We start from the raw sequence: 13751 nt of genomic DNA, 5'->3' as shown, positions 1-13751 counted from the left end.
GGCGCGGCGGAGTCGGCCGCGGCCCGGCCGAACCGGAGGAGAACCGTGTCCCGCAGAGCTGTCGTCATCGGTGCCGGGCTGGCCGGCATGCTGGCCGCGGCGGCGTTGTCCACCGCGGTGGACGAGGTCGTCGTGCTGGAGCGCGACGACCTGCCGGACGGACCGAAGCACCGCCGGGGCCTGCCGCAGGGGCGGCACGCGCACCTGCTGATGGCCGGGGGTCTGGCCGCCGTGGAGGACCTCCTCCCCGGCGCCGGGATGCGCGAGAGGCTGCTCGCCGCCGGGGCGCACGAGGTGTCGCTGAGCTCGGGCACGCTGGCGCTCACGCCCGACGGCTGGCTGCGGCGCTGGCGCCACGAGGGCCCCGTCATGATCACGTGCAGCCGGGCGCTGCTGGACTGGACGGTGCGCGAGGCGGTGCTCGAACGGGCCGGGGTCGGCGTCCGCAAGGCCGACGTGCGGGGGCTGACCGGCGGTGCGGGCCGCGTCACGGGTGTCCGCGTCGCGGCGGACGGCGCCGGGGAGGACGTGCTGGACGCCGGCCTCGTCGTCGACGCGAGCGGTCGCGGATCGCGCCTGCTCACCTGGCTGGACGGCCTCGGCGTGAGCGGCGTCCGGGAGCGGACCGTGGACTCCGGCCTGGTCAACGCCACCCGCGTCTACCGCGTGCCCGAGGGCGCCGGGCGGTTCCCGCTGACGGTCGTGCACGCCGACCCGTACGCGTCCCGGCCGGGCCGCAGCGGCATGGTCCTGCCCGTCGAGGGCGGCCGCTGGATGGTCAGCCTCGGCGGCACCCGGGGCGGCGAGCCGCCGGCGGACCCGGAGGGCTTCCTGGAGTACACGCTCGGGCTGCGCGACCCGATCGTGGGCCGGCTGATCTCGGGGGCCGAGCCGCTCACCGGGGTGCACGTCAGCCGCAGCACCAGCAATGTGCGGCGCTACGTGGAGAGGGCCCGGCACTGGCCGGAGGGGCTCGTCGTCCTCGGCGACGCGCTGGCCGCCTTCAACCCGGTCTACGCGCAGGGCATGTCGGTGGCCGCGCTGGGCGCGCGGGTGCTCGCCGGGGAGGTGCGCCGGGCCGGTGTCACCGCGCCCGGCCTCGCCCGCCGCGTGCAGCGCGGGGCGGCCCGGCCGGTCGACGCGGCGTGGGCCATGGCGGTCGGCCAGGACCTCAGGTACCCGGGCACGCGCGGCGGGCGGCCGAACGCCGTCGACCGCCTGGTCACCGCGTACACCCGGCGCCTGACGAGGACGGCGGCCGGTTCCCTCCCGGCGGCCGCCGCGCTGTGGGACGTGGCCAGCATCCTGACCGGCCCGGCCCGCGTCCTGCGCCCGGCCGTCCTGCTGGCCGCGCTGGCCGGTCCCCCGCTGCCCCCGGCGACCGAGCCACCGCTGACCCCGTCCGAACGGGACGTCCTGCGCGCCCTGGACCGCACCGGCACCCGAGCGCACCGCGCACCGCGCGGCGGCCCGGTCAGCCCCTGAACGCCGGCTGCCGCAGCCCCCCGCCCGCTCCGGGCACCACCAGCACCGACCCGGCGAGCGGGTGCGGGGCCGTGAGGCCGGTGCGGGCCGTGGTGACGTACAGGTCGGTCAGGCCGGCGCCGCCGAACGCGCAGGCCGTGACGAGCGGGACGGGCAGGCCGATCACCCGGTCCAGCGTGCCGTCCGGCGTGTAGCGGCGGACCGCCGAGCCGCCCCACAGCGCCACCCACACGCAGCCCTCGGCGTCGACGGTGAGCCCGTCGGGGAAGCCGGCGCCCTCCTCGACGGTGACGAACGGGCGCCGGCCGGTGACGCGGCCGTCCCCGGTGTCGTGGTCGAAGACGTCGATCCGCCGGGTCGGCGAGTCGACGTAGTACATCAGCCGCCCGTCGGGGCTCCAGCCGGTGCCGTTGCTGACCGCCACGTCGTCCAGGACGGTCGTCACGGTGCCGTCGCCCGTGAGGCGGGAGAGCGTGCCGCCGCCGGGGGCCTCGTCGTAGCGCATGGTGCCGGCCCAGAGGCTGCCGTCGGGGGCGACGGCGGCGTCGTTGGCCCGGCGGCCGGGGACGGGGTCGTGGTGCAGCAGGCGGAAGGTCCCGTCGGGGTCGACGACGCCGACGCCGTCCCGCAGGTTCAGGACGAGGCCGCCGCCGGCCCGCGGCTTGGCCGCGCCCACGTGCTGCTCGGTCGTGCGCACCGTCCGGCGCCCGGAGACGGGGTCGTAGGTGTGCACGCGGCAGCCCAGGACGTCCACCCAGATCAGCAGGCCCGCGTCCGCGTCCCAGGTCGGTCCCTCGCCGAGGGCCGCCTCGGCCCGTACCGCCACGTCGTACGTCATGCCGCGCTCCGGTGGCCGAGGCGCTCGGACAGGTCGGCGGCGCCCTTCGCGGCGAGCTCCTCCAGCTCGGCGCGGCGCTCCTCGCTCCAGCGGATCATGGGCACGGAGATCGACAGCGCGGCGACGACCCTGCCGGTGCGGTCCCGGACCGGGGCGGCCACGCAGGAGACGTCGGGGTTGGACTCGCGGTTCTCCACCGCGATGCCGCGCTCGCGGATCCCGGCCAGGGCCGCGCGCAGCGACGCCGGGTCGGTGATGCTGTTCGGCGTCATCGCGGTCAGCGCGGCGCCGTCGGGGAAGCGGGCGGCGAGCTCCTGCTCGGGCAGGGAGGCCAGCAGCATCTTGCCGACGGACGTGCAGTGGGCGGGCAGCTTCCGCCCGGCCGCCGACACCATGCGCACCGCGTGCGTGGAGTCGACCTTGGCGATGTAGATGACGTCGGTGTCCTCCAGGATCGCCACGTGCACGGTCTCGTCGCAGGTCTCGGCGACGCTCCGGGCGACCTGCTGGCCCTCGGCGGCCAGGTCCAGGTGCTCGGCGTAGCGGGCGCCGAGCTGGTACGGACGCACGCCGAGCCGGTACCGTCCGGGCTGGCCGGCCACGGGGACGATGTACTTGCGGGCGGCGAGCGTGGTGACCAGTTCGTGCACGGTGGTGCGCGGCAGCTGGAGCCGGCGCACGATGTCGGGGGCGGAGAGCGTGCCGTCCCCGTCGAGGAAGAGCTCCAGTATGTCGAGAGCCCGGGTCACGGCTGGTACGAGACGTCCCATGTCCGGCCCCCTCCTAGGTGTCTCGGGCGCCTGCGGTGGCGATATCCGATGTTCGAGATATCAACAGGCGGTCGGAATGGCGAACACAGGCTACTCATACTGCGTTTGCCGGGGCAATGGGCACGCGGGTGCGGCCTGGCCGGCTGAGCGACGATGGGCCCATGTCCTCCTCCCCGCGCCCCGCCGTCCCGTTCACGCCGGTCGACTTCCAGCTAGTGCTGCTGCGCCGCATGGCCGACCACAACCCGGGCCTGGTCGAGGACGCCCGCCGCGCACTGGGCGCCTCGGTCACGGACATGCGGGAGGCCAACCGGCGCTGGCAGGCCATGGTCCGCTCCCCCCGGTCCCGTTCGGCCGCCTCCCGCTACCGCTCCGTGCTGGGCGAGCCCGAGTCGGCGGTCCCGCGCCGCGTCGGGGACCTGGAGTGCGAGGCCCGGCAGTGGCCGCTCCCCCTCTGGCCGGACCTGCGCTTCGAGGTGCTCGTGACCGGGAAGGGCGCCGTCTGGAACGAGTGGCTGGTCCGCGCCCCCGGCGCCGAGGGCCCGCGGCTGCGCACGCTGGACGACCTGGCCCCCTGGTCCTGCACGGTCGACGAGGCCGCCCGCGCCTTCGCCCCCGCCCGTCCGCTCCAGGGCTCGGCGCCCACCCGGTGGGGGCTCGCCTTCACCGCCCCGGACGCGGCCGGCGAGCGGCACGAGGTGGTCGCGGAGTTCACCTGGGGGCTGCTCCAGCGGACGGCGACCGACGGCCGGCGGCCCTGACGATCTCCTCGACGACACGCGGCACCGAGCCCTCGTGCAGCCACAGGAACAGGTTCGGCTCGACCAGTTCCAGCTCCATCACCCGGGGCAGCCCGTCCTCCCCGTCCACCAGGTCGACGCGGGCGTACAGCAGTTCGGGCGCACCGGGCACGGCGGCCAGGGCGCGTGCGGCGACGGCGCGTTCGGCCGGGGTGGGCGACCAGGGCTCGATGCCGGGATGCGCGACCTTGCGCGCGTCGTAGGGCGTGCCGGGCGTCAGGACGGCCCCCTTGCGGCCGGCGTGCAGCAGCTCCCCGCCGACGTACTGCAGGGCCCGCTCGCCCGTCGTGTCGATGCCGCGCACGTACGGCTGCACCATCGCCGTGAAGCCCTCGGCGTGCATCCGCTCCACCTGCCGTACGGCGGTGGCGTGCCGGTCGGGCGTGTAGCGGGCGGCGAACCGGGCGCCGGCGCCCGAGGCCGGCTTGACGACGTACTCGTGGCCGCCGGGCAGCTCCACCGGCTCGCCGGGCCCTACGTACCGGGTGGGGACGACGGGCACCCCGGCCGCCGCGAGGTCCCCGAGGTAGCGCTTGTCGGTGTTCCAGCGCACCACCGCCGCCGGATTCGCCAGCCGCGTGACCTTCCCGCACGCCTCGGCCCAGGCCGTGAACTCGGCCGTCCGCCAGCTGTAGTCCCAGGTGGACCGGATGACGACGAGATCGAACGCGCCCCAGTCCACGGCGTCGTCGTCCCACACCTCGGCCGACGCGTCGGCCCCCGCGTCCCTCAACGCCGCCACCAGCACCGGGAGATCACGGTCGACACTCACCTGCGGACCGGGGCGGCAGGTGGCGAGAGCGATGCGGGGCGGGGCGGACGGCACGGGGACTCCTCCTGGGGCGCTGCGACCGGCTCGTACGGCAGTGCGACTGCCGGGCAGGCTAACAACATGCCGGCGAGGAGGGACCGAGGCCGTGACCCGGTACAGCCCGTTGCGGCAGGATCGGCGGCATGCCGGTCTTCGGGACGGACGCCTGCGACGCGGTGGCCGGGAGGCTGCCGCCGCTGGCCGGACGGGCGCCGGCCGCCGCCCGGGCCCACGGGTTCCCGTACTCCTGCCGGCCCGAGCAGGGACGGCCGCTGCACGCCCTGGCGGGTGGGGCGCGCGGGACGATCGGGGAAACGGGCACGGGCTGCGGCGTGGGGCTCGCCTGACCGGCGTCCGGAGCGGGCGCGGGCGTACGGCTGGTGAGCGCGGGACGGGATCCCGGGCGCGCGCGGACCGCCGGGGAGATGTCCGCCGACCGGCCCGGGGCGGAGACGCTCACCGGCGACCGGACGCGGACCGGCGAGCGGGGCCCGTACGACCTGCCGGCGCTGGACGGCGGCGGGCAGGGCGGGTCGGAACGGGGCCCGGCCGCCGACGTGGGCCGGCTGCCCGTCCCCGGCGGCGCGGTGGTCCTGGACGACTTCACCCCGGCCACCGGCCGGCCCCCGGCGCACGAGGGCCGGATCGACCGGACACGGCTGCACCGGCTGGAGCACCCGGCGCTGCGCACGGTCGAGCCGGCCCTGGCCCCGGACCCGGCCGCGCTGGTGGGGACACGGCGACGGCCCGGCGAGAGCGGGCAAGGGACGTGACCGGCGTCAACCTCCGGCGGCGTCGGATCGTCCCGGGGGCTGGGTAGGAACGGGATGTCCGTTCCCCGAATCCCCAGGAGTGCCGCGTGTCCTCCCTCTTCCCCGCCCTCACCCGCGCCCCGGGCGACCACGTCGCCCTGCGGTTCGGCGAGCGCTCCCTCACCTACGCGGAGCTGGCCGCGGCGGCCGGGGCCGTCGGCGAGCGGGTGCGGGGCGCCGGCCGGGTCGCCGTGTGGGCGACGCCGTCGCCGGAGACCGCCGTCGCCGTCGTCGGCACGCTGCTCGCCGGCGCCGCCGCCGTGCCGCTCAACCCGAGGTCGGGCGGGAAGGAGCTCGGCCACATCCTGTCCGACAGCGCCCCGTCCCTGGTGCTGGCCGCACCCGGCGACGAGCTGCCCGGGCCGGTGGCCGGGCTGCCGCGCGTGGACGTCGACGTGCGCGCCGCCGGGCCCGTCCCCGAGGACGACGGCGGCCCGGAGGATCCCGCGTTGATCGTCTACACCTCCGGCACCACCGGCCCGCCCAAGGGGGCCGTCCTCCCCCGGCGGGCCATCGCCTCCACCCTGGACGCGCTCGCCGACGCCTGGCGGTGGACCGGTGACGACGTGCTGGTGCACGGGCTGCCGCTGTTCCACGTGCACGGGCTGGTGCTCGGCGTCCTCGGCCCGCTGCGGCGCGGCGGATCGGTGCGGCACCTCGGCGGGTTCAGCACCGGGGGCGCGGCACGGGAGCTCAGCGGCGGCGCGACCATGCTGTTCGGGGTGCCGACGATGTACCACCGCATCGCCGAGGCCCTGCCCGGCGACGCGGAGCTGGCGAAGGCGCTCGCGGGCGCCCGGCTGCTGGTGTCCGGGTCGGCCGCGCTGCCCGTGCACGACCACGAGCGGATCGCCGCCGCGACCGGACGGCGCGTGATCGAGCGGTACGGCATGACCGAGACGCTCATGAACACCAGCGTCCGCGCCGACGGCGAGTCCCGGCCCGGCACCGTGGGCGTGCCGCTGCCCGGGGTCGAGCTGCGGCTCGTGGAGGAGGACGGCACGCCGGTCACGGCGTACGACGGGGAGAGCGTCGGCGAGATCCAGGTGCGCGGCCCGAACCTGTTCACGGAGTACCTGAACCGTCCCGACGCCACCGCCGCCGCGTTCACCGGGGACGGGTTCTTCCGCACCGGCGACATGGCGGTGCGCGACCCGGACGGCTGTGTCCGCATCGTCGGCCGCAAGGCCACCGACCTGATCAAGAGCGGTGGGTACAAGATCGGGGCCGGGGAGATCGAGAACGCGCTGCTGGAACACCCGGGGGTGCGGGAGGCGGCCGTCACCGGGGAACCCGACCCGGACCTGGGCGAGCGGATCGTGGCCTGGATCGTCCCGGCGGACCCCCAGTCGCCGCCCACCCTCGGCGAGCTGGCGGACCACGTCGCCGGCCGGCTCGCCCCGCACAAGCGGCCCCGCGCCGTCCGGCACCTCGACTCCCTGCCCCGCAACGACATGGGGAAGATCATGAAGCGGGCGCTGACCCATGGCTGAACGGCTCTCCGCGCGCGCGTTCCTCGCGCTCCTCACCGACGACTTCACCGAACTCCCCCGCCCGGACGGCGACCCGGGACCCGACGGCCCGGAACCCGACGGCCCGCTCGGCTGGCCCGGCTACGACGACCAGCGCGCCCGCGCCGCCGGACGCACCGGCGAGACGGAGTCCGTCGTCTGCGGGACCGGGCACGTCGAGGGGGTCCGGGCCGTGCTGCTCGCCTTCGAGTTCGCCTTCCTCGGCGGCTCGCTCGGCCGGCGCACGGGCGACCGGCTGGAGGCGGCGTACGCGTACGCGCGGGAGCACCGGCTGCCCGTCGTGCCGCTGGTCGCCACCGGGGGCAGCCGGATGCAGGAGGGCATGCTCGCGCTGACCCAGCTCCAGCGCGTGGCCCGGCAGTCGGCCCTCACCCGCCGGGCGGGCCTCGCCCAGGTCGCCGTCCTGCGGGACCCGGCCACCGGGGGCGGCTGGGCGACGCTGGGCGCGGGCGCCGACGTGGTCCTCGCGCTGCCCGGCGCCCAGGTGGGCTTCGCCGGTTCCCGGGTCCGGCCGCCGGACGCCGACCCGGCGGCGTACACGGCCGAGGCGCAGGTGGCGGCGGGCAGCGCGGACGCCGTCGTGCCGCCCGGGGAGCTGCGCGGCACGCTGGGGCGCTGGCTGCGGCTGCTGACGGCGCCGTCCCACGACCCGGCGCCGGTGCCCGAGCCGCTGGGCGCGACGGACCTGCCGGCCACCGGGTGGGACGCGGTCCGGCGGGCCCGGGCGCCCGAACGGCCCCGCGCCGGGGCCTACCTCGACGCCTACTTCACCCACCGCGTCACCCTGTCCGGCGACCGCTGCGGCGGCACGGACACCGAGGGCATGCTGTGCGGCTTCGGCGAGCACGCGGGGCGGACGGTCGCGTACGCCGCCCAGACCGGCACGGCGACCAGACCCGCCGGGTTCCGCACCGCCGCCCGGCTGGTCCGCCTCGCGGACCGGCTCGGCGTCCCGGTGCTGACCCTGGTGGACACGCCGGGCGCGGCGAACGACGCGGAGGCCGAACGGCAGGGGGCCGGTGCCGCGATCGCCGACCTGTTCGACGCCGTGGCCTCGGCCCGGACCCCGGTGACCACGCTGGTGGTCGGGGAGGGCGGCTCGGGCGGTGCGCTGGCGCTGGCCGCGCCCGGCAACACCTGGGCCACGCCGGACAGTTACTTCTCCGTCATCGCGCCGGAGCTCGCCGCGGCGATCCTGAAGCGCCCACCGGACGAGGTGGAGGTGACGGCGTGCCAACTACGGGTGAGACCACAGGACTTGGCCGAACTGGGCGTACTGCGGCTTCGAACAGGGGAGCAGGTGTTCCCTGGAACAGGTGATCGTCGGTCATGAGATCGCATGGGGCCCGAGTTCCCGGAGACACTTACGGGGCGCGAGCGACGGGCTGCAGACCGTGGTCGAGCGCAGGTCCCACACCATGCACGACGCAAGGAGCTGCACGAACATGAACCTTCTCACCGACATCCTCGCCGGCCTCGCCCACTTCGTCGGCTGGCTGGTCTGACGGTCCGGGAGAACGGACGGCGCCGCCTCCCCGTCCCAGGGGGGCGGCGCCGTCCGCGTGCTACCGGACGCCCACGGCCCGCACGATCTCCTGCGTGACCGAGCCGCCCCGGTCGTCGCGCGCCGAGGCCCGCAGCGAGACGTGCCCGGCGCCGCGCGGCACGTCCAGCGTCCCGTGCCAGGAGGCGCCCTCGCCGGTCAGCCGGACGGACGTCCAGGACGTGCCGCCGTCGTAGGACACCTGGAGCGTCCCGCCGCCGATCGTCCCGGTGTCCGGAGCGCCGGCCACGTACTCGGCGCCGATCCCGACCGACAGCTTCCGCCCGCCGCGCACCTCGCCCGCGAGGTCGGTGCCGACGTCGAAGGACAGGTTGATCAGCGGCAGGAAGGTCCAGCGGTCCGCGGGGGTCGCGGCCGACCGGAAGGTCCACTCGGCGTGGCCCCTCGTCCCCAGCCCCCAGCGGTCCGCGTCCAGCGCGGTGTCCGTGACCAGCCGGTACGTGCGCTCGTCGGCGGGCGCGTCCCACACGTACGCGGCGGACGACGGCCCCTCGTCGACCAGCTCGCCGTCCAGGTACACCGCCGTGGTCTGCGTCATCCCGCTGTCCTCGCTCCACACGTCGCCGAAGCCGGTGTGGTCGGGACCGGAGTCGCCCCAGCCGGGGGCGTTGAACCGGAGCCGGTCGCCGGCACGCTGCTGGCCCCAGCCGAGCCCGGTGCCGAGCCACGGGTGCCAGACGGGCTTGAACCAGTTCAGCTCCGGGCGCGAACCGCCCTCGTACCGGACCAGTCCGCCGCGCTCCTCCAGGGCGCCGCCCGCGGAGTCCACGGACTCGTGCCACAGCTGGCCGGGGCCGGTCGAGACGTACTCGGTCCGCTCGACGGGGTAGTCGATCCGCTCCTTGAAGCCGAGGCCGACCGGGAAGGTGCCGGTGATCGAGTACCGGAACTCGCCGCCGCTCGCCGGCTCGGTGCCGTGGTACCTCGTGCGCACGGCGGCCAGCTCCCGCTTCCCCGGCGCGTACGTCAGGTCCCGGTCGGGCACCGCGCCGGGGTGTCCCTCGGACAGGTCGTACACGTACGGCGTGTTGCGCGTGCCGGTCATGTCGACCCGGCCCGCCCTCCGCAGCCGTGCCGCGTCCGCGGTGTTCACCGTGGCGATCGTCAGCGGGCGGTCGGCGTTGTCGTCCGTGCCCCACCACGCCGTCAGCCGGCCCGGCTCGTCGTCCGTCACGAACAGGGCCTCGGCGCCCGCGTCCTGGGCGGCCCGGGCGAGGGCGGCCGGTTCGGTGCCCTCGGTGAGCCGGGCGAGGACCGCCTTGCCCCTCACCCCGGTGAACGGGCCGGTGCCGGCGTCGACGAGCGGCAGCCGGGTCCGGCCCTCGGCGAGCGTGCCGCCCGGCTGCACGACGGCCTCGCCGATCCCCTCGACCTCCAGCAACGGCTTGCCGAGCCGCCACACGGTCCGGTACTCGAAGCCGCCCCGGGTGACCTTCCCGGTGGGCGCGGCGAAGACGCTGTCGTACGTCAGGGGCACCTGCACCGCGCCGAACAGGTCGGAGCCGTTCGCGCTGCGGTCGTACTCCATGAGCAGCTGACGCGTCTCGGTGCGCCGGCCGACGTCCGCGCGGAGCTCGCGCAGCCCGCGGCCGTCGAGGGTGATCTCCCGGTCCCGGTCGAGGACGACCTCGGGCGCCGCGAGGAAGCCGAGGCCGAGCGAGTCGGCGCCGTGGCTGCCGCGCACGTCGAGGAAGGAGGTGAGGCTGTACGTCCCCGGGACGAGCCGCATCGTGAGGGTGCCGGAGTCGCCGACGTGGGCGGGCACGGGGTCGACGCCCTCGGCCAGCCGCTGGACGGTGAGGTCGGCGGGGGTCGCCGCGCCCGACCGGTCCTTGACGTGGACGGTGAGCGTGTACCGCTCCTCCTCCTTGACCAGCCCGAACGCGGTGTGCGCGACGGGTGTGCCGGCGGCCGAGGCCACGATCTGCCCGCTGGTGCCGCCGACCGGCGCCTCGGCGCCGTCCCCGGTCACGGTCGTGGACGCCGTGCCGTGCGCGGGCACGGTGAGGGCGGTGTCGGCGAGGACGGCGACACCGTCGGACGCCCCCTGCACGGACAGGCTCAGTGCGACGGGGGCGTCGGAGGAGTTGGTGTAGGTGACGGTGCGGGTGACCGGCTTGTCGCCGTCGTAGGGCCAGGCGTGGAAGCCGAGGTCGGCGCTGCCCGTCGCGGTGATCTGCGCGCCGACGGCGTCCGGCACGCTGACCCGGCCCGCGCCGAGCTGGTAGGCGGAGGCGTCGAGCCGCTTCGACGTGGACATCAGCGCGTCCTTGAGCTGCGCGCCGGTCCAGTCGGGGTGCTTCTCGGCGAGCAGGGCGGCCACCCCGGCGACGTGCGGGGTCGCCATCGACGTGCCGTCCATGGAGGTGTAGTCGCCGGTGCCCTCGCCGAGCCGGGACCGGGCGGCGAGGATGCCGACGCCGGGGGCGGAGAGGTCGGGCTTGAGGGCGTTGTCCCCGTGGCGGGGGCCGGCGCTGGTGAACCAGGCCGCCCGGTCGGCGGAGTCGACGGCGCCGACGGTCAGCGCCGCGTCGGCGGCACCCGGCGAGCCAATGGAGGAGGGCGCGCCGGTGTTCCCTGCGGCGATCACGAACAGCGCGCCGGTCTCCCGGGAGAGGGTGTCCACGGCCCGCGCCATGGGATCGGTGCCGTCGCTCGCCTCGGTCGACCCCAGGCTCATCGAGACGATGTCGGCGTCCACGTCCCGGGCGGCCCACTCCATCCCGGCGATGATCTCGGACTCGCTGCCCGAGCCCTGGTCGTTCAGGACCTTGCCGACGGCGAGCGTGGCGCCGGGGGCGACGCCCTTCTCCCTGCCGTCGGAGGCGGCGCCGCTGCCGCCGACGGTGGAGGTGACGTGCGTGCCGTGGCCGTGCCGGTCGGCGACCTCCTCCCCCGCGATGAAGCTGCGGCTCTGCGCTATCCGTCCGGCGAGGTCGGGGTGGCCGGCGTCCACGCCGCTGTCCAGCACGGCGACGGTGACACCCTTGCCGGTCAGCCCGGTCCGCCAGGCCTCGGGGGTGCCGATCTGGGCGTTGCTCTCGGCCATCGCGGCGGTGACCCGTCCGTCGAGCCACACGCCGTCGATGCCGGCCTGCCCGGTGAACGCCCGCCAGAAGGTACGCCCCTTGTCGGCCTCGACGGCGGCACCGCGCACGCTGGGCAGCGCCCGCGTCCGCTCGGCGCCGCGCGGGGTGAGGGTCCGCGCGTCCTTCTCGTACGTCACGATCAGCGGCAGTTCGCCGGTCTCGGTGTCGGCGAGCCCCTGGCGTATCAACCCGTCGACGTCGAAGAGTCGTTCGTCGAGCCGCCCGTCGCGCAGGTAGGGCAGGGCCTCGTCCGGTACGACGCTGATCCCGCCGTTCGCGTTCTGGGTGCGTACGGCGCCGGTGGCGCCCGCCGGCCGTTCGACGGTGACGGTCCTCCTGCCGCCGCCGAGGTCGGTGACGGTCACCCGGTCGCCGGTGACGAGGGTGACGGTGCGGGTGACCGCCTGGCCGTGCGTGCCCCCGGGGGCCTCCTGCGCCGTCGCCGCCGGCCCGACCGGCAGCAGCCCGATCACAAGCCCGGCCGACAGGAGGGTCGCCCCGCGTCTGACTGGTCCTCTGCTCATCATCGCCTCTCTTCGTGGAGTGCTGCGAAAGAGTGTCAGGAGCCAGGTGCGGAAAAGGAGTTGTCCAGACGTGGCGGATCGGCGACTCGGCGGGTTCCCGCCACGGGGCCGGCGGACCTGCGGCCGGCGGCGGCCCGCCGCCGGCAGGGCCCTCCAGGTGACCCCCATTCAGCGGCCCCCCACCCGGCCCCCTCCGGAAGGCGCCCGCTCCCGCCTGCGCGCACGATGCCTGGAGACCGGCCACCCGCCGGCACCGCACGGTCTGCGCTCTCGGGAGGAACTGCCATGACCGCCACTCTGGAGCAGCTGCGCCGCTGCCATTTCGGCGTCGATCTCGGCGCGTCGAGGACCCGGGTCTACGTGAAGGGCACCGGACTCGTCGTCGACCAGCCGTCGGCCGCCGCGGTCAACACCCGCACCGGCGCGCTGATCGCGGTGGGCGAGCTCGCGGAGAAGATGACCGGCCGCACCCCCGGCTACATCCGCGTCGTGCGACCGGTCTCGGGCGGCACGGTCGTCGACATCGAGATGGCCCAGCGCATGCTGCGGCACCTGCTCGGCGACAAGATCCGCCGGACGCTGCGCCGCAAGCCCCGGCTGCGCGCGGCCGTCTGCACGCCGCACGACGCCGACCCGCTGGCCCAGCGGGCGGCGATCGAGACGCTGGTCGGGCTCGGCGCCCGGCGGGTGGAGCTCGTCGACACCCTGATCGCCGCGGCGGTCGGCTGCGGGCTGCCCGTGGAGCGGCCCGAGGCCACGATGGTCATGGTGTGCGGGGCCCACGCCACGCAGGTCGCGGTGCTCTCCCTCGGCTCCATCGTGACCGCCGAACGCGTCCCGGTCGGCGGCGAGGCCGTCGACCACGCGATCGTGCAGCACCTGCGCCACCAGCACGCGCTGGTGCTGCCCAGCCAGTCGGTGCGCCCGCTGCAGCTCGCCCTGTCCGGCAACGGGCTCACCCCGCAGGGCCCGGCCTCCACCGAGATCCACGGGCGGGACGTGGCGACCGGCCTGGCGCGCAGTGTGAAGGTCGACACCGCCGCGGTGCGCCACGCCATCCAGACGCCGCTGACGGCCGTGCTCGACGGCATCGGCAAGGTGCTGCGCGACTGCCCGCCGGACCTGGTCGCGGACCTCGCCGACCGCGGGATCATGATGGTGGGCGGCAGCGCGCTGCTGCCCGGCTTCGACCAGATGCTCCGTCAGGCGACCGGCATGCCGGTGCACATCGCGGAACGGCCCGACGTGTGCGCCGTCCAGGGTCTCGGCACCATGCTGGAGGGCCGCATCGAGCCTCTCGTACTGGACCCGCTGGCCGACTGACCCGACGGGGAGGCCGACGGCCCGGCCGCGCGGCCCGCGTCCCGGCTCTCCCGCCCCCTCGACGCCGTCCTCGGCGCCGGCACCGGCCTGGACCTGCGCAGCACCTCCAGCACGCCGTGGACGGCGCCGTCGCCCCGCTCGGCCTCCCACCCTCCGCCCGCCTCACGGGCGCCGTCGACGGCCGCATACCGGATCGGGTCGCC

11 protein-coding genes are annotated in these 13751 nt (G+C 76.2%); 7 read left to right on the top strand and 4 right to left on the bottom strand.

Annotated elements, in window-relative coordinates:
• Positions 1 to 45 precede the first annotated feature (45 nt).
• Entirely contained in the window at positions 46 to 1485 is a 1440-nt protein-coding gene (locus ACZ4V6_RS02810; RefSeq protein WP_467821949.1) for an NAD(P)/FAD-dependent oxidoreductase, read from the top strand.
• On the opposite strand, the gene ACZ4V6_RS02805 is transcribed toward ACZ4V6_RS02810, so the two are convergent.
• The gene (locus tag ACZ4V6_RS02805) at positions 1475 to 2323 is read right to left on the bottom strand and encodes an SMP-30/gluconolactonase/LRE family protein (RefSeq protein WP_467821948.1); all 849 of its coding nucleotides are present in this window, start codon (positions 2321 to 2323) and stop codon (positions 1475 to 1477) included. The two genes, ACZ4V6_RS02810 and ACZ4V6_RS02805, sit on opposite strands and share 11 nt — an antisense overlap.
• Positions 2320 to 3093, bottom strand: a complete 774-nt coding sequence (locus ACZ4V6_RS02800) for an IclR family transcriptional regulator (protein WP_467821947.1) — start codon at positions 3091 to 3093, stop codon at positions 2320 to 2322. The genes ACZ4V6_RS02805 and ACZ4V6_RS02800 overlap by 4 nt, the downstream gene beginning before the upstream one ends.
• Before the next feature lie 161 nt (positions 3094 to 3254).
• On the opposite strand from ACZ4V6_RS02800, the gene ACZ4V6_RS02795 reads away from it, so the two are divergent.
• On the top strand, positions 3255 to 3854 hold the full coding sequence (locus ACZ4V6_RS02795; RefSeq protein ID WP_467821946.1) for a hypothetical protein: 600 nt from the start codon (positions 3255 to 3257) through the stop codon (positions 3852 to 3854).
• Here ACZ4V6_RS02795 and ACZ4V6_RS02790 read toward each other — a convergent pair.
• Positions 3805 to 4719: an ATP-grasp domain-containing protein gene (locus tag ACZ4V6_RS02790; protein ID WP_467821945.1), complete on the bottom strand. Its 915-nt coding sequence runs from the start codon at positions 4717 to 4719 to the stop codon at positions 3805 to 3807. The two genes, ACZ4V6_RS02795 and ACZ4V6_RS02790, sit on opposite strands and share 50 nt — an antisense overlap.
• A gap of 128 nt (positions 4720 to 4847) precedes the next feature.
• On the opposite strand from ACZ4V6_RS02790, the gene ACZ4V6_RS02785 reads away from it, so the two are divergent.
• From ACZ4V6_RS02785 to ACZ4V6_RS02770, 4 genes are all read left to right on the top strand, one after another.
• On the top strand, positions 4848 to 5051 hold the full coding sequence (locus ACZ4V6_RS02785; RefSeq protein WP_467821944.1) for a hypothetical protein: 204 nt from the start codon (positions 4848 to 4850) through the stop codon (positions 5049 to 5051).
• A 78-nt stretch (positions 5052 to 5129) separates the two neighbouring features.
• On the top strand, positions 5130 to 5477 hold the full coding sequence (locus ACZ4V6_RS02780) for a hypothetical protein (RefSeq protein ID WP_467821943.1): 348 nt from the start codon (positions 5130 to 5132) through the stop codon (positions 5475 to 5477).
• An 86-nt stretch (positions 5478 to 5563) separates the two neighbouring features.
• Complete coding sequence (locus ACZ4V6_RS02775; protein WP_467821942.1) at positions 5564 to 7009, top strand: acyl-CoA synthetase; 1446 nt, start codon at positions 5564 to 5566, stop codon at positions 7007 to 7009.
• Positions 7002 to 8381 (top strand): carboxyl transferase domain-containing protein, encoded by a 1380-nt coding sequence (locus tag ACZ4V6_RS02770; RefSeq protein ID WP_467821941.1) that lies wholly within the window; start codon positions 7002 to 7004, stop codon positions 8379 to 8381. Before ACZ4V6_RS02775 ends, ACZ4V6_RS02770 begins: the two co-directional genes overlap by 8 nt.
• Positions 8382 to 8613: 232 nt before the next feature.
• Here ACZ4V6_RS02770 and ACZ4V6_RS02765 read toward each other — a convergent pair whose 3' ends face one another.
• Positions 8614 to 12225 (bottom strand): S8 family serine peptidase, encoded by a 3612-nt coding sequence (locus ACZ4V6_RS02765; RefSeq protein ID WP_467821940.1) that lies wholly within the window; start codon positions 12223 to 12225, stop codon positions 8614 to 8616.
• Between the two features lie 285 nt (positions 12226 to 12510).
• Here ACZ4V6_RS02765 and ACZ4V6_RS02760 point away from each other — a divergent pair, with 285 nt between their 5' ends.
• The gene (locus tag ACZ4V6_RS02760; RefSeq protein WP_467821939.1) at positions 12511 to 13548 is read left to right on the top strand and encodes a rod shape-determining protein; all 1038 of its coding nucleotides are present in this window, start codon (positions 12511 to 12513) and stop codon (positions 13546 to 13548) included.
• Positions 13549 to 13751: the final 203 nt, after the last annotated feature.

The sequence above is a fragment of the Streptomyces sp. NPDC029152 genome (genome assembly GCF_055564355.1).
The sequence above is the reverse complement of the archived record's forward strand: the minus strand, read 5'-3'. Positions and strand labels throughout refer to the sequence as shown.

What these genes read in the sequence shown, in the direction of transcription:
- ACZ4V6_RS02760 (WP_467821939.1), top strand. Translation starts at nt 12,511, where the DNA reads ATGACCGCCACTCTGGAGCAGCTGCGCCGCTGCCATTTCGGCGTCGAT.
- ACZ4V6_RS02805 (WP_467821948.1), bottom strand. Translation starts at nt 2,323, where the DNA reads ATGACGTACGACGTGGCGGTACGGGCCGAGGCGGCCCTCGGCGAGGGA.
- ACZ4V6_RS02800 (WP_467821947.1), bottom strand. Translation starts at nt 3,093, where the DNA reads ATGGGACGTCTCGTACCAGCCGTGACCCGGGCTCTCGACATACTGGAG.
- ACZ4V6_RS02795 (WP_467821946.1), top strand. Translation starts at nt 3,255, where the DNA reads ATGTCCTCCTCCCCGCGCCCCGCCGTCCCGTTCACGCCGGTCGACTTC.
- ACZ4V6_RS02785 (WP_467821944.1), top strand. Translation starts at nt 4,848, where the DNA reads ATGCCGGTCTTCGGGACGGACGCCTGCGACGCGGTGGCCGGGAGGCTG.
- ACZ4V6_RS02770 (WP_467821941.1), top strand. Translation starts at nt 7,002, where the DNA reads ATGGCTGAACGGCTCTCCGCGCGCGCGTTCCTCGCGCTCCTCACCGAC.
- ACZ4V6_RS02765 (WP_467821940.1), bottom strand. Translation starts at nt 12,225, where the DNA reads ATGAGCAGAGGACCAGTCAGACGCGGGGCGACCCTCCTGTCGGCCGGG.
- ACZ4V6_RS02780 (WP_467821943.1), top strand. Translation starts at nt 5,130, where the DNA reads ATGTCCGCCGACCGGCCCGGGGCGGAGACGCTCACCGGCGACCGGACG.